The organism is Pseudomonas sp. 05N36, assembly GCF_056397385.1.
In genome coordinates this window covers 1-20,791 of record NZ_JBFTNH010000009.1, presented here as the reverse complement: position 1 = coordinate 20,791, position 20,791 = coordinate 1, and the positions used below count along the sequence as shown (strand labels likewise).

At 59.0% G+C, this 20,791-nt stretch carries 22 protein-coding genes and 2 pseudogenes; 13 read left to right on the top strand and 11 right to left on the bottom strand.

All coding sequences use genetic code 11. The features are described 5' to 3' along the window. The first annotated feature begins 2 nt into the window (after positions 1-2). Complete coding sequence (gene def / locus AC1DIH_RS13595) at positions 3-542, top strand: peptide deformylase (RefSeq protein ID WP_477772061.1); 540 nt, start codon at positions 3-5, stop codon at positions 540-542. Between the two features lie 9 nt (positions 543-551). On the opposite strand, the gene AC1DIH_RS13590 is transcribed toward def, so the two are convergent. Both AC1DIH_RS13590 and gstA read right to left on the bottom strand, forming a co-directional pair. After that, positions 552-977 (bottom strand): GNAT family N-acetyltransferase, encoded by a 426-nt coding sequence (locus tag AC1DIH_RS13590; protein ID WP_477772060.1) that lies wholly within the window; start codon positions 975-977, stop codon positions 552-554. 287 nt (positions 978-1,264) lie between these two features. After that, a complete protein-coding gene (gene gstA / locus AC1DIH_RS13585; protein WP_477772059.1) occupies positions 1,265-1,873 on the bottom strand; it encodes a glutathione transferase GstA in 609 nt (202 codons plus the stop codon). Positions 1,874-1,972: 99 nt separating this feature from the next. Here gstA and AC1DIH_RS13580 point away from each other — a divergent pair, with 99 nt between their 5' ends. The 3 genes and pseudogenes from AC1DIH_RS13580 (at position 1,973) to AC1DIH_RS13570 (ending at position 4,615) form a co-directional block, all read left to right on the top strand. Further along, complete coding sequence (locus AC1DIH_RS13580) at positions 1,973-2,851, top strand: LysR family transcriptional regulator (protein ID WP_477772058.1); 879 nt, start codon at positions 1,973-1,975, stop codon at positions 2,849-2,851. A gap of 444 nt (positions 2,852-3,295) precedes the next feature. Next, positions 3,296-4,066 (top strand): annotated as a pseudogene (locus AC1DIH_RS13575) (PAS domain-containing protein); the annotation flags it as partial. Between the two features lie 9 nt (positions 4,067-4,075). Next, positions 4,076-4,615 (top strand): methyl-accepting chemotaxis protein, encoded by a 540-nt coding sequence (locus AC1DIH_RS13570; protein WP_371917621.1) that lies wholly within the window; start codon positions 4,076-4,078, stop codon positions 4,613-4,615. A gap of 78 nt (positions 4,616-4,693) precedes the next feature. Here the strand turns inward: AC1DIH_RS13570 and AC1DIH_RS13565 are convergent, their stop codons facing one another. From AC1DIH_RS13565 to gntR, 3 genes are all read right to left on the bottom strand, one after another. Beyond that, the gene (locus AC1DIH_RS13565; protein WP_477772057.1) at positions 4,694-6,604 is read right to left on the bottom strand and encodes an IucA/IucC family protein; all 1,911 of its coding nucleotides are present in this window, start codon (positions 6,602-6,604) and stop codon (positions 4,694-4,696) included. A 282-nt stretch (positions 6,605-6,886) separates the two neighbouring features. Next, positions 6,887-7,372: a hypothetical protein gene (locus tag AC1DIH_RS13560; RefSeq protein ID WP_477772056.1), complete on the bottom strand. Its 486-nt coding sequence runs from the start codon at positions 7,370-7,372 to the stop codon at positions 6,887-6,889. A gap of 145 nt (positions 7,373-7,517) precedes the next feature. Beyond that, entirely contained in the window at positions 7,518-8,549 is a 1,032-nt protein-coding gene (gene gntR / locus AC1DIH_RS13555) for an HTH-type transcriptional regulator GntR (RefSeq protein WP_477772055.1), read from the bottom strand. A 215-nt stretch (positions 8,550-8,764) separates the two neighbouring features. Between gntR and AC1DIH_RS13550 the strand changes: the two genes are divergently transcribed. Then, complete coding sequence (locus tag AC1DIH_RS13550) at positions 8,765-9,298, top strand: gluconokinase (RefSeq protein ID WP_427532072.1); 534 nt, start codon at positions 8,765-8,767, stop codon at positions 9,296-9,298. A gap of 82 nt (positions 9,299-9,380) precedes the next feature. After that, complete coding sequence (locus tag AC1DIH_RS13545) at positions 9,381-10,733, top strand: GntP family permease (protein ID WP_477772054.1); 1,353 nt, start codon at positions 9,381-9,383, stop codon at positions 10,731-10,733. Positions 10,734-10,790: 57 nt separating this feature from the next. Here the strand turns inward: AC1DIH_RS13545 and alaC are convergent, their stop codons facing one another. Continuing rightward, a complete protein-coding gene (gene alaC / locus AC1DIH_RS13540) occupies positions 10,791-12,008 on the bottom strand; it encodes an alanine transaminase (protein WP_477772053.1) in 1,218 nt (405 codons plus the stop codon). 228 nt (positions 12,009-12,236) lie between these two features. On the opposite strand from alaC, the gene AC1DIH_RS13535 reads away from it, so the two are divergent. The 3 genes from AC1DIH_RS13535 to AC1DIH_RS13525 all read left to right on the top strand — a co-directional run bounded on the left by AC1DIH_RS13535 (position 12,237) and on the right by AC1DIH_RS13525 (position 14,276). Continuing rightward, positions 12,237-12,899 (top strand): LysE family translocator, encoded by a 663-nt coding sequence (locus AC1DIH_RS13535; protein WP_477772052.1) that lies wholly within the window; start codon positions 12,237-12,239, stop codon positions 12,897-12,899. 66 nt (positions 12,900-12,965) lie between these two features. Further along, the gene (locus AC1DIH_RS13530) at positions 12,966-13,454 is read left to right on the top strand and encodes a GyrI-like domain-containing protein (protein WP_477772051.1); all 489 of its coding nucleotides are present in this window, start codon (positions 12,966-12,968) and stop codon (positions 13,452-13,454) included. A gap of 324 nt (positions 13,455-13,778) precedes the next feature. Continuing rightward, a complete protein-coding gene (locus AC1DIH_RS13525; protein ID WP_477772050.1) occupies positions 13,779-14,276 on the top strand; it encodes a GNAT family N-acetyltransferase in 498 nt (165 codons plus the stop codon). 149 nt (positions 14,277-14,425) lie between these two features. Here the strand turns inward: AC1DIH_RS13525 and AC1DIH_RS13520 are convergent, their stop codons facing one another. After that, positions 14,426-15,031 carry a pyridoxamine 5'-phosphate oxidase family protein gene (locus AC1DIH_RS13520; RefSeq protein WP_477772049.1) on the bottom strand — a complete coding sequence of 202 codons (606 nt, stop codon included), beginning with the start codon at positions 15,029-15,031 and terminating at the stop codon, positions 14,426-14,428. 33 nt (positions 15,032-15,064) lie between these two features. After that, the gene (locus AC1DIH_RS13515; RefSeq protein ID WP_054593652.1) at positions 15,065-15,550 is read right to left on the bottom strand and encodes a GNAT family N-acetyltransferase; all 486 of its coding nucleotides are present in this window, start codon (positions 15,548-15,550) and stop codon (positions 15,065-15,067) included. A 233-nt stretch (positions 15,551-15,783) separates the two neighbouring features. Here AC1DIH_RS13515 and AC1DIH_RS13510 point away from each other — a divergent pair, with 233 nt between their 5' ends. Then, positions 15,784-16,128 (top strand): YciI family protein, encoded by a 345-nt coding sequence (locus AC1DIH_RS13510; protein ID WP_477772048.1) that lies wholly within the window; start codon positions 15,784-15,786, stop codon positions 16,126-16,128. A 22-nt stretch (positions 16,129-16,150) separates the two neighbouring features. Further along, entirely contained in the window at positions 16,151-17,386 is a 1,236-nt protein-coding gene (locus AC1DIH_RS13505) for an RNA polymerase sigma factor (RefSeq protein WP_477772047.1), read from the top strand. Between the two features lie 36 nt (positions 17,387-17,422). Here the strand turns inward: AC1DIH_RS13505 and AC1DIH_RS13500 are convergent, their stop codons facing one another. Further along, a complete protein-coding gene (locus AC1DIH_RS13500; RefSeq protein ID WP_477772046.1) occupies positions 17,423-18,277 on the bottom strand; it encodes a LysR family transcriptional regulator in 855 nt (284 codons plus the stop codon). A gap of 89 nt (positions 18,278-18,366) precedes the next feature. Here AC1DIH_RS13500 and AC1DIH_RS13495 point away from each other — a divergent pair, with 89 nt between their 5' ends. Further along, positions 18,367-18,804 (top strand): multidrug/biocide efflux PACE transporter, encoded by a 438-nt coding sequence (locus AC1DIH_RS13495; protein WP_216741983.1) that lies wholly within the window; start codon positions 18,367-18,369, stop codon positions 18,802-18,804. 46 nt (positions 18,805-18,850) lie between these two features. Here AC1DIH_RS13495 and AC1DIH_RS13490 read toward each other — a convergent pair whose 3' ends face one another. Continuing rightward, positions 18,851-19,609: an SDR family NAD(P)-dependent oxidoreductase gene (locus AC1DIH_RS13490; protein WP_477772045.1), complete on the bottom strand. Its 759-nt coding sequence runs from the start codon at positions 19,607-19,609 to the stop codon at positions 18,851-18,853. A gap of 121 nt (positions 19,610-19,730) precedes the next feature. Here AC1DIH_RS13490 and AC1DIH_RS13485 point away from each other — a divergent pair, with 121 nt between their 5' ends. Next, positions 19,731-20,627 (top strand): LysR family transcriptional regulator, encoded by an 897-nt coding sequence (locus AC1DIH_RS13485; RefSeq protein WP_477772044.1) that lies wholly within the window; start codon positions 19,731-19,733, stop codon positions 20,625-20,627. 27 nt (positions 20,628-20,654) lie between these two features. On the opposite strand, the pseudogene AC1DIH_RS13480 reads toward AC1DIH_RS13485, so the two are convergent. After that, positions 20,655-20,791, bottom strand: a pseudogene (locus tag AC1DIH_RS13480) (IS110 family transposase); the annotation flags it as partial.

Genomic DNA, 20,791 nt, shown 5'->3' with positions numbered 1-20,791 from the left:
CGATGATCCGTGAAATCCTGAAAATGGGCGATGAGCGCCTGCTGCGTATCGCGCCGCCCGTACCGGCCGAAATGTTCGACAGCCCCGAACTGTGGCAGTTGATCGATGACATGTTCCAGACCATGGAAAGCGTCGGTGGCGTGGGCCTGGCTGCCCCGCAGATCGGTGTCGACCTGCAACTGGTGATCTTCGGCTTCGAGCACAGCGAACGTTACCCGGACGCTGATGCCGTACCGCAGACGATCCTGATCAACCCACTGATCACGCCACTTGATCCGACGCTGGAAGAGGGCTTCGAAGGTTGCCTGTCGGTGCCGGGGCTGCGGGGGGCGGTGGAGCGTTATCAGCACATTCGTTATGAAGGCATCGATCCCAAGGGCGAGCCGATTGTGCGCATCGCCTCGGGTTTTCACGCCCGTGTGGTGCAGCACGAATGCGATCACCTGATCGGCCGGTTGTACCCGTCGCGAATCACCGACTTTCGCAAGTTCGGGTTTACCGAGGTGATGTTCCCGGATCTCGACCCGACGGCTGATGATTGATCCGACTTTTCACCTCAATGCTCCCACCGTTTGAAAACCCATGGCGATCATCGGCTTGTTGCGTTTATAGCGAGCCAGACGCTCGGCCAGTGCATAGGGCAACAACGGGTCCGTGGTAAAACCATTGCGCTCATAAAATTCGCGCAAGTCCGGGTGGCAGAACAGCCACACCGGCGCCTTGATCTGCACCAGCGCCTGAGCCATCAACGCCCCCGCAATACCGTGTCCGCGCTGGGCCGGGTCGACAAATAACCCTGTCAGCCAAAACCCCTCCGCCATCGGCCGCAAACAGAGCCCGGCGATGATTTCGTCGCGTTTGCCAACCCACAGTTGAGCGTCGCGAACCGCTTTCATCGATGACTGGTGACTGCGGTAAAACTTGTTCAGCAACGGCCACAGCGGCTCGGCAAGCTGGGTGTACTGGGTGTTGGGCATGTGCGAGAGGGTCACTGCGAAAAATGCGCCTATTATAAAAGAACCAACGCTGCGAGATAGGTGTATACCTGATCTCATATTCCCGGTTGGTGGAGCGTGCATCATGAGCAAAGGCATGGATTCGAAGAAAGCGGCGAAAAAGAAGCCGATCAAGACAGCCGTTGAAAAACGCGCTGACAAGAAGGCCAAAAAGGTCGGTGTGTTCGGGCACTGAGCCCGCTTTGACGGAGCCCGGCAATCGGGCTCCGCGTTCATTTGCAGGTGCGTCATTCACCGGTAATCAATCTTCAGGCGTGCGCCACTTCCGCTGCCAGCGCCTCGCTCACGGCCTGCCGTGAGCCAATCCGCGCCTGAAAACGCTCCAGTGGCGGCCATTGCTTCAGGTCGATATCAAACAAGGAAGTCCACCGCAGCACGGTGAACAGATAGGCATCAGCGATGCTGAAGCGCTCACCCAGCAGATAATCCTGTTGCTCCAGCGTCTGGGTCAGCACGGCAAATCGCTTGAACAGTTTCTCCTTGAAGAGCGCTTTCACCTGATCAGGGAACTGCGCATTGAACAGCAGCCCCAGAGCGCCGTGAACCTCACTCGAAATGAAGTTCAGGACTTCCTGCAGACGCACTCTCTCCCAGGATCCGCACGCCGGTGCAAGGTCGGCAAGCGGGCGAAGATCAGCCAGGTATTGCAGGATGGCCGGTCCCTCGGTCAGCACATCGCCGTTATCCAGTTGCAGCGCCGCGACATAGCCTTTCGGGTTGATCGCAAGAAAGTCGGCACCGTCGCCGGTCTTCTTCGTTCGGTTGTCGACGCGGACCAGCTCGAATGGCAGCTGCAGTTCACGCAGAACAATGTGCGGTGCAAGGGAGCAGGCTTGAGGCGAAAAATACAACTTCATGATCAGGGTTCCAGGTGAGGATTTTGATCAGTGTCATAGTCGCCCGCGCATGTCGTAAAATTAATCTTTCAGACACCAACCATAAGGACAGCTACTGCCATGATGAACCTGATGCATTGGCGGATGTTGGTGGCTATCGCGGACACGGGCAACATCACGCGCGCTGCCGAGCATGTCGGCATGACTCAGTCGGGGGCTAGCCAAGCGCTGGCCTTGCTTGAGGACATGCTCGGAATCCGGCTGTTTGTCCGGGAAAACCGTCAGACCTTGCCGACCGCGGTCGGAGTAGACGTGATCGAACAGGCGCGGGTGATGCTTCAGGCCCTTGAGACCATCCGGGCTACTGCCGACGCGGCGCGGGATATTCAGCGTGGCACGATTCGCCTCGCCAGTTTTCCGATGGTGCTTGCAACGTTTCTGCCGCCGCTGTTGCGCCAGTTCAAGCAACTTTATCCCGGTATTCAGGTGGTGGCGCTGGAGGTCAGCGACAACGAAGTTGAAGCATTGCTTGGCGCTGGCCTGGTTGATCTGGGGGTGGTGCTCAATCCTCCACCTGAACGCAACGCCGGAATATTGGGGCGAGATACCTGGGTTGCGGTGCTGCCGATGGCGCACCCGTTGGCTCGAGGAAACCACGAGCACGGATTGAGGTTGGAGGCGTTGGTCGAGCAGCCGTTCGTGCTGGCCACTGGCGGATGCAGCGTCAATGCCCGTAGCCTGGCAGCGGATGCAGGTTTTGCGCTGCTTGATGTCCGGGTTGAAGTTCGAGAGTGGAGCAGCGCGTTCACGCTGGTTCGGGAAAACGTCGGGGTGACGCTGGTTCCGGAAATGACCTTGCCAGCCAATCGCAAGGGGTTGCGCGTACTGCCGTTGGCGGTGCCTGTTCATCGAGAGTTTGCGCTGGTCGCCACACCGCTGAGGGAACCCTCTGCGGCGGTGCAGGCGCTGCTGGCGATGCTCCACCCCCCGACGCTCTGACCGTCGATAAAAAGATGGCCTATTGATGGCCTTGCATCCGTGGCGTTGCTGTCTATGCTCACTCGTAGCGACTGATGCCGTTCAATTTATAAAGCGTGAACGTCTCGATGCCTCAGCCAGATTGTGCTTGAGTCAGTGTTTTGCGCCCGGTTGTAAATTGAATGATCGATAAGAGTGTGCAACTCAAGGCACTGCGCTGAAAAGGAGTGTTTCTTAGAGGGAATTACTTGTGAATGTTGGGTTGGCCCCTGCACGGGGCATCAAGAAAAGGATGGCTTGATAAGAGCGTTGCGTTATGGACACTCCGATTAATCATCATTGATCACCTGACTCTTATCCTTCGTGTGAGGATGCGTTTGCCTGTTCTGTGGAAAGTTGTCGTAAGTCCAGTGAAAGACTGGGAACTTCCGTTCATCAAAAGACAGCGCTGAAGGTGATACCACCATGTTCAATCGACACCACAAGTCCGACCTGCTTGAGATAGAGCGATTTAGCTGTGCGTTGAGCGAGGCCAATGCCAAGTTGGCGGCAATCAGCCGCTCCATGGCAATGATCGAGTTTGACCCCACCGGTGTGATCCTCGAGGCCAACGAAAACTTTTGTAAGGCCGTCGGCTATTCCATCGAGGAGCTGCGCGGCAAGCATCACCGGATTTTTTGTGAAGAGGATTACACCAGGAGTGAAGATTACCAGCGCTTCTGGCGTGAGCTGGGTCGTGGCGAATCAAGCAGTGGCACTTTCTTGCGCTTGAACAAGAGCGGCAAGGAAGTCTGGCTTGAGGCCAGTTATATGCCGGTGATCGGAACTGACCGGCAAGTACGAAGCGTGATCAAAGTGGCCTCGGACATCACGGCCCAAATCAATAAAGAGCATGAAAACCAGAGCGTAGTGAATGCCCTGGGCCGCGCCATGGCGGTGATCGAATTCTCCCCCGACGGCAGGGTGATGACTGCCAACGATAATTTCTTGCAGACCATGCACTATTCACTTAACGAAGTTGTGGGTCAGCACCACAGCCTGTTCTGTCATCGCTCGGAGAGCGAGTCGGCGGCCTACAAGGCGTTCTGGGCTTCGCTCAACCGGGGCGAATTCCACTCGCGTCGGTTTGAACGGGTCGACAAACACGGTCGCATGGTCTATCTCGAAGCTTCGTACAACCCGATCTTCGACACCAAGGGCCGCTTGTACAAAGTGGTCAAGTTCGCCAGCGACATCACCCGGCAAATGACCACGTTGCAGACTGCCGCCGAGTCGGCCCATTCAACCTCGGTGCAAAACGATGCGTGCGCCCAGAAAGGTTCGCAGGTGGTGCAGCAGACCGTGCAAATCATCGAAGAGATCTCCAGGGATCTCAACGAAGCGGCCCTCAGCATCGATGCGGTGAGCAAACAGTCCGACATCATCGGCACCATTGTTCAGACCATTCGCGGTATCGCCGATCAGACCAATCTGCTGGCACTCAACGCCGCTATCGAGGCTGCGCGGGCCGGCGAACATGGGCGAGGATTTGCGGTGGTAGCCGACGAGGTGCGCAGCCTGGCGGCACGTACCAGCCACGCAACCGTGGAGATTGTAGAAGTAGTGCGCAAGAACCACGACTTGTCCTTGAGTGCAGTGTCGAGCATGCAATCAAGTTTGAGCCGTACGGGGCTTGGCGTGGAACTGGCCAATGAAGCGGGCGAGGTGATCCTGGAAATTCAGCAGGGTTCACGGCATGTGGTGGACGCCATCAGTCAGTTCAACTCGACATTGCAACTCGGTTGAAACGTCATGCAACTGAAAGGATCTTCGATCAAGTGCAATGACTTGATCGAAGATCCTTTTTGTCGTTCCAGCGACTATTTACGAGTGCACGCGAAGCGGATTGCTCAGGCGACCGACGATATCGAGCGCGCTGTCGAGCAAGCGCATACGCATGAACGATTTGGCCGGCCAGTCCTGTTTCAGCAAGGCCAGACGCTCGATTGCCCAGCGCTGTGGCTCGACCCGTTCGCGCAGGTGGTCAAAGCAGTCGCTGACCTGAATGGCCAACTCATTCCAAAGTGCATCGTCCGGCATCTTCCAATGCCGGGCACAGAGCAGAACCAGCTCCCCGAGATGGCACATGAAGGTGGTATGCAAGAGCTTGTCGCGCACGAAGTCAGCATCGTCATACAGCGTCATCTGCGGGTCATGCAACTGAAGGTCGAGGCCTTGCCGGTGCAAGGTCTGGCGATGAATCCGGATGTCGCCGAAGTCACGCACCATCAACCGGCTCAACTGTCCTTCGGCACTTATGACCATGAAGCTGTTCTGCTGGTGCGCCTCGAAGGCGACGCCGTAGATCAGGTACAGACCGAGCAGTCCGGGAACGGCGATCGATAGATAGTCACGGAAAAAACGCAGCAGTTCCGGTCTGCCGTCGCCTCCTTGGGCCAACCTGACCCACTGGCGCAGTAACGGTTGTCCGTGTTCATCCAGGGCGAACAGGCTGCCAACGGGAACGGCCATTTCGCCCGGCTGCAACACGCTCGACGGGTTGTCCCGGTAAAGCACCGCCAGGTGCCGGGAGCGTTGGTCATCCGCCGGTTGCGGCGCGTAATGCACGCCGATACGTTCCGGCACGATGTTCAACACGGCTCGAATCAGCGGCTCCTGCTTGAGTATGTGCAGCAACAATCCGCTGACCCTTGGCCCCATGCGTGCCGAGCGTGGTGAAAGGGTGCGCTGCACGCTGGTCAGTCGCAGCGCCACCGGAAGCTTGACCATCGGTGAGCAGCGGTTTGCAGTGGGCACCAGGGTGCGAAACGACATGGTCGGCTGACCGTTGAACGCAATGATGCTGGTCACGACCAGCACGCGGTCGGCAATTTCGCGAGCAAACGAGCGCGGTAGTTCCTCTGCGGCTTGCCACGGATGGACGGGGAGGGGCAGGTAGTCATCCGGGTCGAGACCTTGGGTTAGAAGGTGCTGGATCAATTGTTCGGCCGCGAGCGGGAAATGCCCTTGCCACCAGCCGTGGTAATGCTCGGATTCGTTCAATGATTCGATGTGAGCCCATTGCTGATGCAAGGCGCACAGGACGACGGGCACGCAGGCTTCGAATTCCGGTGAAAAAGCAATGACCTCAGGGGTGTCCAAGCCAAGCTTGGTCTTGTAGTTCGGGTGCCAGGGATGGCCCAGGGTGCCCCACTGTTCTAGCACCGATGTCGGGTTCGGGTGGGCGGGGTTGCTCTTGAGCCAGGACAGCAGATTATCGTCATCGGCGAATTTGAACTGTTCACGTAGTTGCCGGCTCCAGCCGTGGTGAAAGGCCTGGCACAAGGAGGCATTGCAGAAGCTGTCATCAAGCTCCTCGCACAGGCGAACGAGCACTTCGGGTGACGGTAAAGGCTCAAGTTGCGTGCAGAGCAGGTGTAGCAACTGTGAAGGAAACAGCAGTTTTTGTGTTGGGCATTCAGGGCGATGCAGCGTGATGTCGCCCTGTATGTCCCAGCTGTTCATCCGCGCCGGGATAAGCCCTTCGAAACACAACCGGGCACCATCGAGCAGCGTGAGCCAATGCATCGAGCCCTTGGCTTGCAGGACTTCGGGATTCAGCAGGCCTTCGCGCAGCAGCGCCTGCAACAAGCGCTGAAAGCTTGCGCGGGTGCTGAGCTCGAGCGTATCGGCCAGATGGCCAAGGCTTATCCGGCGAGACGTGAACGCCTCGGTCGCCAGGGCTTCGCTCCAGCGTGAGAGTAACCATTGCTGTTTTTGCGGGTCCGTGTGCATGACATAAGACTCCTTGGGGCGGTTAAAAGCAGCTCCAGAGAGGCTACGGCACGCGCAAAAAAATCGATGGCAAGCGTTTCCGACAAATCTGTGGGACGGATCCCAGGGTGTTGGCGGGAATGTCCGAGAGCAGATTGTGCGAGGCAAATCTCAGTGTTGGGCGGGGTATTGACCGAGAGAGTGCTGAGTGCCTCAAGCGTCAGCCGCTGCCAAAAGGCACGTTGGCGTTTGTGGCGTTAATGGCGTGTACGGGAACCGATCCCTGAGCCCGTTGAGGGATGTTCATTCGACCAAAAGCTCGCTCCAGATGGGGCTGGAACAGGGGCTAGGGACATGCGGATCAAGTACAGGCTGCCTGAGAATCCAGCCCTGTAGCTGTTGATTGAGCACGACCGGGGTCGATTCAATGCATTTACCTTTGGGGGCAACTGCGGTTTGTTCTACGGACACGAATAACGGGCCCGGCAGATCGAACAGTGTCCTTGAGTGCCTCACTGTGCCGCTATCCTTGCTGGCAACGCAGGAGTTTCGTCGACCGCTGAGGTCAGTGGTCGTTACCCATACGTCATCGAGGCTGGCGTGCCCTACATCCATTACAAGCGCCGGACCTTCACCTTTTGGATGGGCGGCGAGGCAGTTTATGACGGCTGGCATGAACTTGGGATCGTTCAGAAATTGAGTCCAGCTCGCCGGCCCGGATGCAAGTGTCGGCATTGACACGCCAGAGCCTAGAGCGACAAGGGTCATTGCTGTTTTCAGGGCGTACATGTCGTAATCCGATTTTCAGAGTTGCGGATTCTGCTCCCACAATAACGGGTGTGCCCGGTAAAGATGTATCAGCGTTTGGCTTGGCCACCCTCAACGTAGCAGGGTTGAGGGTGGTGCTCTATTCGGACGCGTAGAGCCGTCGGGCTCAGGTACTCTCGCGAACCTTCAACTCAAAACCCATGTCGACCACGGGTTTGGCGATCGAGTTGCCGGCCATCAAGGTCAGCATGTGTTCGGCGGCGCGGCGGCCGATGGCTTCACGCGGGGTGCTGATGCTGCTCAGGCGCGGCACCATGTGCGCCGAGGCGGGCAGGTCGTTGAAGCCGAGGACGGCGATTTGTTCGGGGATCTTGATCCCGTGGCGCATGGCTTCGAGCAGGGCGCCATGGGCCAGGTCGTCGTTGCCGAAGAAAATCGCGTCGACCTGCGGATGGCTGGCCATCATCTGCAGGAATAATTCGCCGCCAAGGCCCACCGAAGAGGGACGCGGTGTCAGCAACTCAAGGTCCGGGTCGTACAGGCCGGCTTGCTGCAAGGCACGCCGGAAGCCTTCGCCGCGCAGCAAGGTGCGTTGGTCGAGCTGTGCGCCGATGTAGGCCAGGTGCCGACGCCCGCGGGAGATCAAGTGTTGTGCGGCGGTTTCGCCGGCGCTCAATTGCGAGAAGCCGACGCAGTTCAGGCCGGCGCCTGGGTCCAGGTCCATCATGTAGACACAGGGGATATTGCTGGTTTCGATCATCCGACGGGCGCTTTCGGTGCGATCGAAACCGGTCAGCAGCAACCCTCTTGGCTGATAGGCCATGTAGTTGCGCAGCAGGTTTTCTTCTTCATCACGGGAATAGTGATAGTTGCCGATCAGCACTTCGAAGCCTTTGGGACGCAGTACCTGATGGATGGCTTCAAGGGTTTCGATGAACAGCAGGTTCGACAGCGATGGCACCAGGACCACCACCGATTGGCTCTGGGCCGAAGCCAGGGCGCGGGCGGCGGGGTTGACCACGTAGTTCAGTTCGAGCGCGGCCTGCTGGACCTTTTCCACCAACTCGGTGGCGACGGTGCTGATGCCGCGCAGGGCTCTGGACGCAGTGATCGGGCTCACGCCTGCCAGACGGGCGACTTCGTTGAGGGTAGGGCGGCCGGTGGTGCGGGTATTTTTATCGTTTTTAGTGGAGGTCATCGGGCAGCTTGCCAAACAAAATTCAAGGCACTAAGGTAGCGCTGTCTCGATGCGGCTGCAAATGCTTGAGCAGGGTTTGCCTGATCCCTGCTTTTTGGCGTTGGGAAAGAACGTGCTGCAACCCATAAAAATGACAAGAAGGCGTCGGCAATGCCTGCTTTTGCACTAGAGTTTCACGTAGCAAAGGTAGCGCTGTCTGCGCGCTGAGGTGTTACATGAGTCAACCTATCACCGCCCTGGTCATCATGGGCGTGGCCGGCTGCGGCAAGTCCAGCGTCAGCGAAGCCCTGTGCCAGCTCAGCGGCGCAACCGGCATTGAAGGCGATACCTTTCACCCTGCTGCCAATATCGAAAAGATGAGCGCAGGCATTCCGCTCAACGACGACGACCGTGCCGGCTGGCTCGACAGCCTGTGCGATGAACTGCGTCGCGTCGATGCCTCGGGCGCACGCCCGGTGTTGACCTGCTCGGCGCTCAAGCACAGTTACCGTGAACGCTTGCGCAGCGCCTTGCCGGGCCTGGGTTTTGTATTCCTTGAATTGACCCCTGAAGTCGCTGCCGATCGTGTGGCTCATCGTCCGGGGCATTTCATGCCGTCGACCTTGATTGCCAGCCAGTTCGCGACCCTTGAATCCCCCGTTGGCGAGCCACTGACCCTGGCGCTCGATGCCTCGAAGCACAACGTCGATGAACTCGCCCGGCAGGCCCACGCCTGGTGGCTCAGCCATGGTTTGAAACTCGCCGGCTGAGTGTTGTTGCAAGAGATAGCGCTGTCCTGACGGCTTCTGAATAACCCGCTTCAATAACAACAACAAACAGGAGATACCCCCCATGTTTGGCATGTCCCACGAGTCGTTTTTGCTGCTTGATGCAGTGATCACCGTGATCGGATTAATCGTCCTGATCACCAAGTTCAAGCTTCATCCCTTCATTGCATTAATCATCGCCGCGGCTTTTCTCGGGCTGACCTCGGGCATGCCGATTGGCACCATCATCAAGGCGTTCCAGGACGGTTTTGGTGGGGTGCTCGGGTTTGTCGGGATCATCCTTGCGCTGGGCACCATGCTTGGCAAAATGATGGCCGAATCGGGCGGGGCGGATCAGATCGCCCAGACCTTGATTCGCGCGTTCGGCAAAGAGCGCGTGCAATGGGCCATGATGTTTGCGGCGTTCCTGGTCGGTATCCCGTTGTTCTTCGAAATCGGCTTTGTACTGCTGATCCCGCTGGTGTTCATCGTTGCTCGCCGCACTGGTGTTTCAATCATCAAGATCGGTATCCCGCTGCTGGCCGGTCTGTCTGCCGTGCACGGTCTGGTTCCGCCGCACCCGGGCCCATTGCTGGCCATCGGGGTGTTCGGTGCGGACATCGGTAAAACCATTCTCTACGGTCTGATCGTTGCCTTGCCGACCGCGATCATTGCCGGTCCGATCTATGGCACGTTCATCGCCAAGTACATCCCCGGCCATCCGAACCAGGAACTGGTGGATCAACTGGCTCGCGAGCCCCACTCCAGCACCTTGCCGAGCTTCAGCATCACGCTGATCACCGTGCTGTTGCCGGTGTTCCTGATGTTGCTGAAAACCTTTGCCGACATCGCGCTGCCGGACGGGCATTTCTTCCGCACCTGGATGGACATGATCGGTCACCCGATCTCGGCCTTGCTGCTGGCGCTGCTGCTGTCGCTGTACACCTTCGGGCATCGTCAGGGCATCGGTTCCAAACAGATCCTCAAACTGCTCGACGCCAGCCTGGCGCCGACCGCGGCGATCATTCTGATCATCGGTGCCGGCGGTGGCTTCAAGCAGATGCTGGTGACCAGTGGTGTGGGCGATGTGATCGGCCACATGGCGGTGAGCGCGCAGATTTCGCCGATCCTGCTGGCCTGGCTGGTCGCGGCGGTGATCCGCGTGGCCACCGGTTCCGCGACGGTGGCGACCATTACCGGTGCAGGCATTGTGGTGCCGGTGGTGGGGATGATTCCGGGCGTGAACCGCGAGTTGCTGGTGCTGGCCACCGGCGCGGGTTCGTTGATCCTGTCGCACGTCAACGACGCGGGCTTCTGGCTGGTCAAGCAGTACTTCAACATGACCGTGGCCGAAACCTTCAAGACCTGGACCRCGATGGAAACCATCCTGTCCGTCGTGGCCCTGGGCTTTATCCTGCTGTTGTCGTTGTTCGTCTAACGTACACCGCAAAAACAAATGAGGGAGCGAGCAGGCTCGCTCCCTCACTGTTATGTGTCAGGCGTTAGATTTGGCGACCAACCCATCCGCCCGGAACATCCCGCGAATCCCACGCACCGCCTGACGAATCCGGTCCTGGTTTTCGATCAGTGCAAAACGCACATGATCATCGCCGTATTCACCAAACCCAACCCCCGGCGAGACACAGACCTTGGCCTCGGCCAGCAGCTTCTTGGCGAACTCCAGCGAGCCCAGGTGCGCGTAGGCTTCCGGGATCTTGGCCCAGACGTACATCGAGGCTTTCGGGTTTTCGACCATCCAGCCCAGTTCATGCAGGCCTTTGACCAGCACGTTGCGCCGTTGCCGGTATTGCTCGGCGATGTCTTTGACGCACTGTTGATCACCTTCCAGCGCGGCGATGGCCGCCACTTGCAGCGGGGTGAAAGTGCCGTAGTCGTGGTAGCTCTTGATCCGCGCCAGGGCGTTGACCAGTTCCGGGTTGCCGACCATGAAACCGATCCGCCAGCCGGCCATGTTGTAGCTCTTGGACAGGGTGAAAAACTCCACCGCAATGTCCTTGGCGCCCGGTACCTGCATGATCGACGGGGCTTTCCAGCCGTCGTAGACGATGTCGGCGTAGGCCAGGTCATGCACCACCAGCACGTCGTACTGTTTGGCGAGGGCGATCACCCGCTCGAAGAAATCCAGCTCGACGCACTGCGCGGTCGGGTTGGACGGGAAGCCGAGGATCATCATTTTCGGCTTCGGGATCGAGCCGCGAATGGCCCGTTCCAGCTCGGCGAAAAAGTCCACGCCGGGGATCAGTGGCACCGAGCGCACTTGTGCGCCAGCAATCACTGCGCCGTAGATGTGGATCGGGTAGCTCGGGTTCGGCACCAACACCGTGTCGCCCTGATCGAGGGTGGCGAGCATCAAGTGCGCCAGGCCTTCCTTGGAGCCGATGGTGACGATGGCTTCGCTTTCCGGGTCGATGTCGACCTGGTAGCGATCCTTGTACCAGTTGGAAATCGCCCGGCGCAGACGCGGAATACCCTTGGAGGTGGAGTAGCCGTGGGTGTCTTCGCGCTGGGCGACGGTCACCAGTTTCTCCACGATGTGTGGCGGAGTGGCGCCGTCGGGATTACCCATGCTCAAGTCGATGATGTCTTCGCCACGACGACGCGCGGCCATCTTCAGCTCGGCAGTGATATTGAATACGTAAGGGGGGAGTCGATCTATGCGCGCAAAGCGGCGCGGCGAACCTTGTTCGGCCATTGTTGCCTCGATAACGTAAGCGCCCGGAACCGTCCGAGCGACGCTGGCCACTGCGGTGGCCTGTGGCGGAAGATAAGGGTGCCGGTGGCCGATTGTCTAGTGGCGAGGTTCAACTATTTTCCAGGGCACTGTTGATCGCACACGCAAGTTTTCGCCATCAGCCAGTGCGCGCACGCTTCTTGCAGAAGTTGGCATTTACTCAACGACCACTTTTAAACGAGATGAAAAATGGAATTTTCCAGCGGCTTTTTACTGAGCCTTTCTCTGTGCCTGGACATCGGCGTTGCCAACATTGCGATGATCACGCTGGCCATGCAGCGTGGGTATTTTCAGGGTTTTGCGTTGGGGCTCGGCACCTGTGTCGGTGACCTGATTTACGCGGTGCTGGCGCTGGCGGGCATGACGGTGCTGTTGCAGTACTCGGCAGTGCGCTGGGTGCTGTGGGTTGGTGGTTCGGTGTTGCTGCTGTACTTCGCGGCGAAGATGATTCATTCGGCGATTTATCACAGCGCCGTGTTGGCGGAGGCGGGTGAGGTCAGTGCCGGTTCCCATCGGCGGGAGTTTTTCCGTGGGATTTTTCTGGCAATGTCGTCGCCCAGCGCGATTCTCTGGTTCGCCGCGGTCGGCGGTACGCTGATTGCCCGTTCCGGGGGCGGTAGCCTGACCAATGCCGCGCTGTTTCTGACAGGGTTCTTTTGCGCCGGGCTGCTGTGGTGCGTTGCCCTGTGCCTGGCGGCGACCCAGGGCGGCAAACTCTTGGGTGACAAGCTGCTGCGCTACTCTTACCTGGCATCTGCAGCGATCTTCTGTTATTTCGCAGTCTACGTGATCGTTTCTGGCTATCAGGAGTTTATCCTTCCGGCGGCTGTTGCAGAACTTCCGGGCCTTTGATTGGGGGAATCCGGTTTGGCTTCTATACTTGCAGCCGAACCCACCTTCAGTTGCAGGAGTTGATTCATGGATGATCCAAATAAGGGCGAACTCGCTGAGCCGCGCTTCGAAACGGGGCACTTTCTGCTGATCGCAGGACTTGGTGGGCGGTTTAGCGCAGACACCACCGAAGGCATTCCCAAGCTTTGGGAGAAATTCGTACCGCACATCGGCAACGTTCCAGGGCAGGTTGGGGAGGTCACCTACGGCGTCTGCTGCAACCCGGACGGTAAAGGTGGATTTGAGTACATCGCCGGTGTCGAGATCAGCAAGCTCGATGACCTGCCAGAACTCTACCGCTGGATCGAAATACAGCCCCAGCACTATGCGGTGTTCAAGCACCCAGGTGCGCTGGACACCCTGCCGCAAACCTTCCAGTACATCTGGAAAACCTGGTTGCCAACGTCGGGTTACGAGGCCGCCGATGCCCCGGAGTTCGAGCGCTACAGCGACGACTTCAACCCGAAGCTCAATACCGGTGTGCTGGAAATCTGGATCCCGCTCAAAACGGCCTGAACGGGTTGAAAGGCGGCGCATTCAAGCGCCGCCGCCACTCGGCATTTGCACTATTTGTCTTTGCTGATTCGCCGCGCTCGCAGCACGTCGATCGTCAGCGTGATAAAGCCAAAAGCACTGATGGTGAACAGCATAAGAAGACCGACCTGAACGCTAGTCATGGTGAGTTTCCCTCTTCATGGCGAAAGACAGGGACAAGCAATAGCCCGAACCTTGCGCGAAAGAAAGCCGCTATACGAAGGCTTTACGGGCGTGCTGATGATCGATATGCCGTCCTTATTAATTTATGATTCGCTCCCTCTTTTTCTCTGACCAGGCCACGCCATGAACTCCCCCACGACTGTTATTCGCCAGGTCACGCCGGCTGATCTGGATCGCTGTTTCGCCATCGAAACCCAAGCCTATGAAGGTGATGAAGCGGCCACGCGCGAGAAGATCGCCACGCGCATCGCCACCTGGCCGCAAGGTTTTATCGTGGCCGAGGTCGACGGTGTCGTCGCCGGGTTTATCAATTCGGGGGCGGCGTATCAGGTGGAAATGGCGGATGAAGCCTTCAAGGAAATGATCGGCCATGACCCGGATGGCCCGCAGGTGGTGATCATGTCGGTGGTGGTGCACCCGGATTTCCAAGGGCTGGGGCTGGCGAAACGGTTGATGAGCGAGTTCATTGTCCGCATGCGGGATTTGGGCAAAACCCGTATCAACCTGATGTGCAAGGAACGACACATTCCGCTGTATGCCGGGTTTGGTTTCGTCTACCTCAACGTGTCCGCGTCCGATCACGGCGGCATGGCCTGGCATGAGATGGCGCTGGATCTGTAATCCACAACTCCTTATCAGAACAGTGGAGATCCAGTGTGGGAGCGAGCCTGCTCGCGATAGCGGGCTGACAGTCGACATCTACATTGAATGTGAGGGCCTCATCGCGAGCAGGCTCGCTCCCACATGAGGGTATCGTCGTATCAGGACGGTCAATAGAGACTGTCGAGGACCCGAGCAGGCGCTTCCCGATCGTACGCCTCGGCATCGAATTGGCCGTCATTCAGGCGCTTGTGAAAGGCGCCCGCGGTGGGCAGGACCGAGCGGTCCAGGTACTTTTCCGGGTTCCACAAATCCGAGCGGACGATGGCCTTGGAACAGTGGAAATAGGCGGCTTCGACCTCCACCAGAATCACCGTGCGCGGCGGTTTGCCGTTCACTGCAAAGCTATCCAGCAACCCGGGTTCGGCGCTGATCTGCGCGCGACYATTGACCCGTAATGTCTCGCCAATCCCCGGGATGATGAACAGCAACGAGATCCGCGAATCGAGGACGATATTGCGCAACGTGTCGATGCGGTTATTGCCCGGTCGGTCGGGAATCGCCAGGGTTCGCTCATCGATGATCCGTACGAAACCCGGTGTGTCGCCACGCGGTGAGCCGTCCATGCCGTCAGGGCCGACCGAACTCAGGATGACCAGCGGCGAAGCACGCACCATCGCCTGGTAATCGAGGTTGAGAAAAGGGATTTCCTTGCGCACGGCACGGTCGTGAGGCAGGCCGTAAATTGCTTCAAGTTGTTCGAGAGTGGTCAGCATTGTTCACTTCATCCATGAAGGGTTATTGGGCGTTCAGAAAGCCAGGGCCATGCGCCGCTCATAGCCGATCCGGCCTTTGTAGGCGTTGCCGCTGTCGACCCAGCCTTGCTTGAGGTAGAGCCCGAGCGCCGATTCGTTGTGTGCATCCACCGACAGCTCCAGCCCCTTGATCTCTGGCCAGGCCTGGCGTGCAGCGAGTGGCAGGGCTTGCAGGAGCGCGCTGCCATAACCCTTGCCCTGGTGGCGGTGATCGACCTGTAGCGCGTGCAGGGTCGCGGTGTCTTCATGGGCCCAGTGCGGCAGGAACGGCGGACGCTTGAGCAGCAGGAACGCTACCGGAATCTCGTCGACGAGCAGGGCAAAGCCCTTGATGCCGTCACGCGGTGCGGACAACAAGGTGTGCAGGGCCATGTCGATATCGCCGGAGAATTGCTTCTGCCGGTCAGGGATCTCAATGGCTTCCAGTTGCTGGCATTGAGCGGGTGTCAGCTGTTCGTAGGGAACGAGTTGGGTCGTCACTGGCGGTGTCCGTGGTCCGACAAAGGTGAACTGCGGATTTTAGCCAGTTTGTCTCTTCGAGATTTATTTTATTTGAATGGTCGATTTGGAGTGTTGCCAGACGACTAGGGGTGTCCTCACACAAAAGTCCACTGATGTTCAGACGCTGATCGAGTGGCAGCCCTGATCGTCGGGATTTTCGCCAGATGCTCAATCTGCAGCCATAGTTGATCAGCTTGATGACGGAGAGTCCTATGAAATACCTATGCCTGGTCTACAGCGACGAACGGCTCCTGCATACCTCGCCCGACAGCCCCCATGATGCCGAGTGCATGGCCTACGCCGAGTCGGTTCAGGGCAGCGGCCGGATGCTCGCCGCCGAGGCGCTGGAGTCCGTTCAGACCGCCACCACGGTGCGTATGCGCGATGGCAAGCTGTCGATCACCGACGGCCCGTTCGCCGAAACCAAGGAGCAATTGGCCGGTTTCTACCTGATCGATGCGAAGGACCTGAACGAGGCGATTCAGGTCGCCGGTAATATCCCTGCCGCCCGGGTCGGCAGCGTTGAAGTGCGCCCCGTCCGTGAGTTGAATCGTTGATGACCACAGGTCTGTCGGGTTGATGCCGGGCGAGTCGGTCAAGGCGCTGGTCGAGGCGGTTTATCGCAACGAATCGCGGCGCATCCTTGCCACGTTGATTCGCTTGCTGGGGGATTTCGACCTTGCCGAAGAGGCTTTGCATGAAGCCTTCTTTGTCGCGGTCGAACGCTGGCAACGCGATGGCGTGCCCGATAATCCGCGTGCCTGGCTGGTGTCGACCGGGCGTTTCAAAGCCATTGACGGTTTGCGCCGTCGGGCGCGATTTGCGGCTTCCCAAGCGGCGTTGGAGGCACAGCTGGAAGCGCTCGAAGAGACCGACTGGAGTGCTGAAGATGTGGAAGACGATCGCTTGCGGCTGATCTTCACCTGCTGCCACCCGGCCCTCGCGGCGGATGCACAGGTGCCGTTGACGCTGCGCGAAGTCTGCGACCTGACCACTGAGGAAATCGCCCGGGCCTTTCTTGTTGCACCGTCCACCATTGCCCAGCGCATCGTGCGTGCCAAGAACAAAATCCGCGACGCGAAAATTCCCTATCAAGTGCCTTCCGTAGCCGAGTTGCCCGAGCGCCTCGACAGCGTGTTGCGGGTGATTTACCTGGTGTTCAACGAAGGGTATTCGGCGTCGGTCGGCAGCGAGCTGACCCGCGAAGACCTGACCCGCGAAGCGATCCGGCTTGGCCGCTTGCTGATGGAGCTGTTGCCGGAAGCCGAAGTGATGGGGCTGTTGGCGCTGATGCTGCTCAATGAGTCGCGACGCCCGGCCAGGACTTCGGCGTCGGGTGAGTTGATCGTGCTCGATGAGCAGGATCGTTCGCTGTGGAATACCCAGATGATTGCCGAAGGCTGTGCCTTGATCGAACGCGCGTTGAGCACGCGTGGCTTTGGACCGTATTGCCTGCAAGCCGCGATTTCGGCGGTGCATGCCGAGGCCGCAACGGCCGAGCAAACCGACTGGCCGCAGATTGTCGGGCTGTATGACGTGTTGTTGCGGGTGCAGCCTTCGCCGGTGATTGAACTCAATCGCGCGGCGGCACTGTCCCGGCGCGACGGGCCGCTGGCGGGGTTGACGGTCGTCGAAGGGATTTTGCAGCGAGGCGAGCTGCTCGACTATCACCTGGCCCATTCGGCGCGCGCCGAGTTCTGTCGGCAGCTGGGGCGGGTTGAAGAGGCGAGGGCGGCGTATCGGCGCGCTCTGGAGTTGACTCGGCAAGCGCCGGAGCGACGGTTTATCGAGCGGCGGTTGAGTGAACTCAAATGATGGCCGCTCCGGGGGAGGGGGGCTGTGATTCTTCGATCACTCCAGCATCTTCGCCAGCAACCAGCTCCCCGCCGGTCCCGGCGGATGCAGGCGTGACCAAAGGGCATCGACCGACACCGTTTTTGGCCAGCCGCGGACCTTGAGTTCCTGCAACGAGCCCGCGCCAAAACGCTCGACCAACCAGCGCGGCAAAGGCGCCCAACCAAAACCGCCTTGGGCCATTTCCAGCAGCATCAGGTAACTGGGCGCCGACCACACCCGGCCTTGGGCACGGGTTTCGTAGGGATTGATGATGGTCGCCAGGCGCAATTCACGGTGCTGCTGCAACGTTTCCTTATCGACCTTTTGCAGCGCCGCCAGCGGATGTTCGGTCGACACGAACAAGGCAATTTCCGTGCGCTCGTCGACCGTCGCGCTGTTCAGGTCGGCGGGGTAGTCGGACTGCATTTCGGCGAAGGCGATGTGCGCGCGCCCGCGTTGCACCAGGGCGATCAAATCGTCGCACTCGGCAATCAGGCATTCGAGTTCCAGGTCCGGGTAGCGCTGTTCGAATTCACTCAATGCCGCTTCAAAACGATCGGACTGGTAGGTGTCGGAAATTGCCACCGTCAGCTTCGCCTCAACGCCTTGGGACAGTTGCGCGGCGGTCATTTCCAGGCGGCTGGTGGCGGCCAGAATGTCTTCGGCGCGTTGCAGCATGACATGCCCGGCAGAGGTCAGGCTGGGCTTGCGGCTGCTGCGATCGAACAGGGTCACGTTCAGGTCGATTTCCAGGCTGGCGACCGCCGCGCTGATGGTCGACTGGCTCTTGCCGAGTTTTCGCGCCGCCGCAGAAAACGAGCCTTGGGTCGCTGCCTGGACGAACGCCAATAGCACTTCGTGTGAGGCCATGAACTATCGCCTTGATCGATGGTTATTGGTTATGAAGTATCGGTGTGGTGTTGGATGATGGCAACCACATTCACCCAGGGAGCTTGATGATGAGCACCAACAAATCCTTTACCGAACGTGTTTTTCAGGCCATTGGTTTCGAGCTGTTGGCGGTCATGCTGTGTACACCGTTGCTGGCGTGGCTGATGGACAAACCGATGGTCGAGATGGGCGCCGTGACCATTGCCATCGGTCTGATCGCCTTGGCCTGGAACGTGTTGTTCAACGGCCTGTTCGACCGTCTGCTCAAGCGTCTGGCGCTTACCCACAGTGCCGCAACCCGAGTCGTGCACGCCTTGCTGTTTGAAGGGGGGCTGGTGGCGGTCAGTGTGCCGCTGATCGCCTGGTGGCTGAACGTCAGTCTGTTGCAGGCGTTGATTCTGGACATCGGGGTGTTGCTGTTTTTCCTGCCGTACACCTACGTCTACCACTGGGTTTATGACGTGGTGCGTGAGCGACTGGTAATGCGTGAGTCTTGCGAGGGATAAAAGCCAGGATCGTCCGAACCGCGTCCGGACGATCTTTTAATCCTGATTACAAAAACATCCCGCCCGATGCTTCGACCCGCTGGCCGTTGATCCACTGACTGCCCGGCGTCAGCAGCAGGGCAATGGCCGCACCAATATCGTCGGGTTTGCCGGCGCGACCCAGTGCCGTATTGCTGGCCACCAGTTGATTGATATCCGCGTTATCGCGCACCGTACCGCCGCCGAAGTCGGTTTCGATGGCGCCCGGTGCCAGGATATTCACCGCAATGTTGCGCGCGCCAAGCTCCTTGGCCTGGTAACGCGTCAGCACTTCCATCGCACCTTTCATTGCCGCATAAGCCCCGTAACCCGGCAGGCTGAAGCGGGTCAGGCCGCTGGAAATATTGATGATCCGGCCACCGTCATTCAGCAGCGGCAGCAGGTTTTGGGTCAGGAAAAACGGCCCCTTCAGGTGAATGTTCATCAGCAGATCGAACTGCTCGACGGTGGTGTCGGCAAAGTTCGCATGCACGCCGACCCCGGCGTTGTTGATCAGAAAGTCGAAGTGCTGGCGATCGAAGTGGTTTTTCAGGACCTTCCCGACCTCTGCGGCGAACGCGCCGAAACCTTCACTCCGGCCGACGTCGAGTTGCAGCATGGCGGCGCGACCGCCAAGGCTTTCGATCTGCGCGACCAGCGCCTGGGCTTCGTCGGCGCGGCTGTTGTAGGTGCCGATAATGTCGATGCCCTGAGTCACCAGATGCAGGGCGGTGCTTTTGCCAAGGCCACGGCTGGCGCCGGTGATCAATGCGATTTTGCGGTTCATGGGACGTTCTCCAGAGCAGTGAGTGACGATGGGAGAAAGTTTATTTATCCGCCTTGTGGTGATAAACAGGCTGTAATCGGAATCACTGGTCGGAATAACCGAACAATAGAGAGTTGGCCCCATGAATAAACTGGAACTGTTGCGCTCCTTCGTCCGGGTCAGCGAAATGTCGAGTTTCACCCTCGCGGGCGAAAGCCTCGGCTTGCCTCGTTCTACCGTTTCCGAACACGTCCAGGCCCTGGAAACCCTGCTCGGCACACGCCTGCTGCAACGCACCACGCGCAAGGTTCAGGCGACCCAGGACGGGTTGGTGTTGTACGAGCGGAGCAAGGATTTGCTGTCGCACATGGATGAAATCGAAGGGCTGTTTCGCCAGGACGAAGCCTCGCTGACCGGGCGGATTCGCATCGACATGCCGAACATTCTGGCCCGGCAGGTGGTGATGCCGCGCCTGCCCGAATTCATGGCCCGGCACCCTCATCTGGAACTGGAAATCAGCAGCACCGACCGCCGGGTCGATTTGCTCAGCGAAGGGTTTGATTGCGTGGTGCGGGTCGGCGCGCAACCGGATCAAACGGTGGTCGCTCGTCACCTGTGCGACTTTGCCATGGTCAACTGCGCCAGCCCTGCCTATCTGCAGCGCTATGGTGTGCCGCAGCGGCTCGAAGACCTGGCGCAGCATCGGCTGGTCCATTACGTCGGCGTACTGGGTTCGCGCTCGGAAGGTTTTGTGTACGAGGAGGACGGCAAGCTGCATCGAATGCCGATGAGCGGCAGCGTGACGGTCAATAGTACCGACGCTTACGAGTCCGCGTGTCTGGGGGGATTCGGGTTGATCCAGGCGCCGCTGATGGGGATGCAGGCGTACCTGCTCAGCGGTGAATTGGTGGCCGTCTTGCCGCAGTTCAACGCACCGTCGATGGAGGTTTCGCTGCTCTATGCCCGGCAACGGCATTTGCCATTGCGCGTGCGGGCATTCATGGACTGGCTGGGGCAGGTGATCCAGCCCTTGGCCTGAAGCACGACAAATACCCTGTGGGAGATTCTATGTTGCAGGACAACCCTGCAGCGGTCGATTCGGTCGGTATTCGCTCTGGTTTTTCATCAGGGCGAACGCCACCCGGGCGAGTTTGCGGGCAAGGATTACCAGGGCCTGAGTCTTCTTGAAACCTCTGGCCAGGT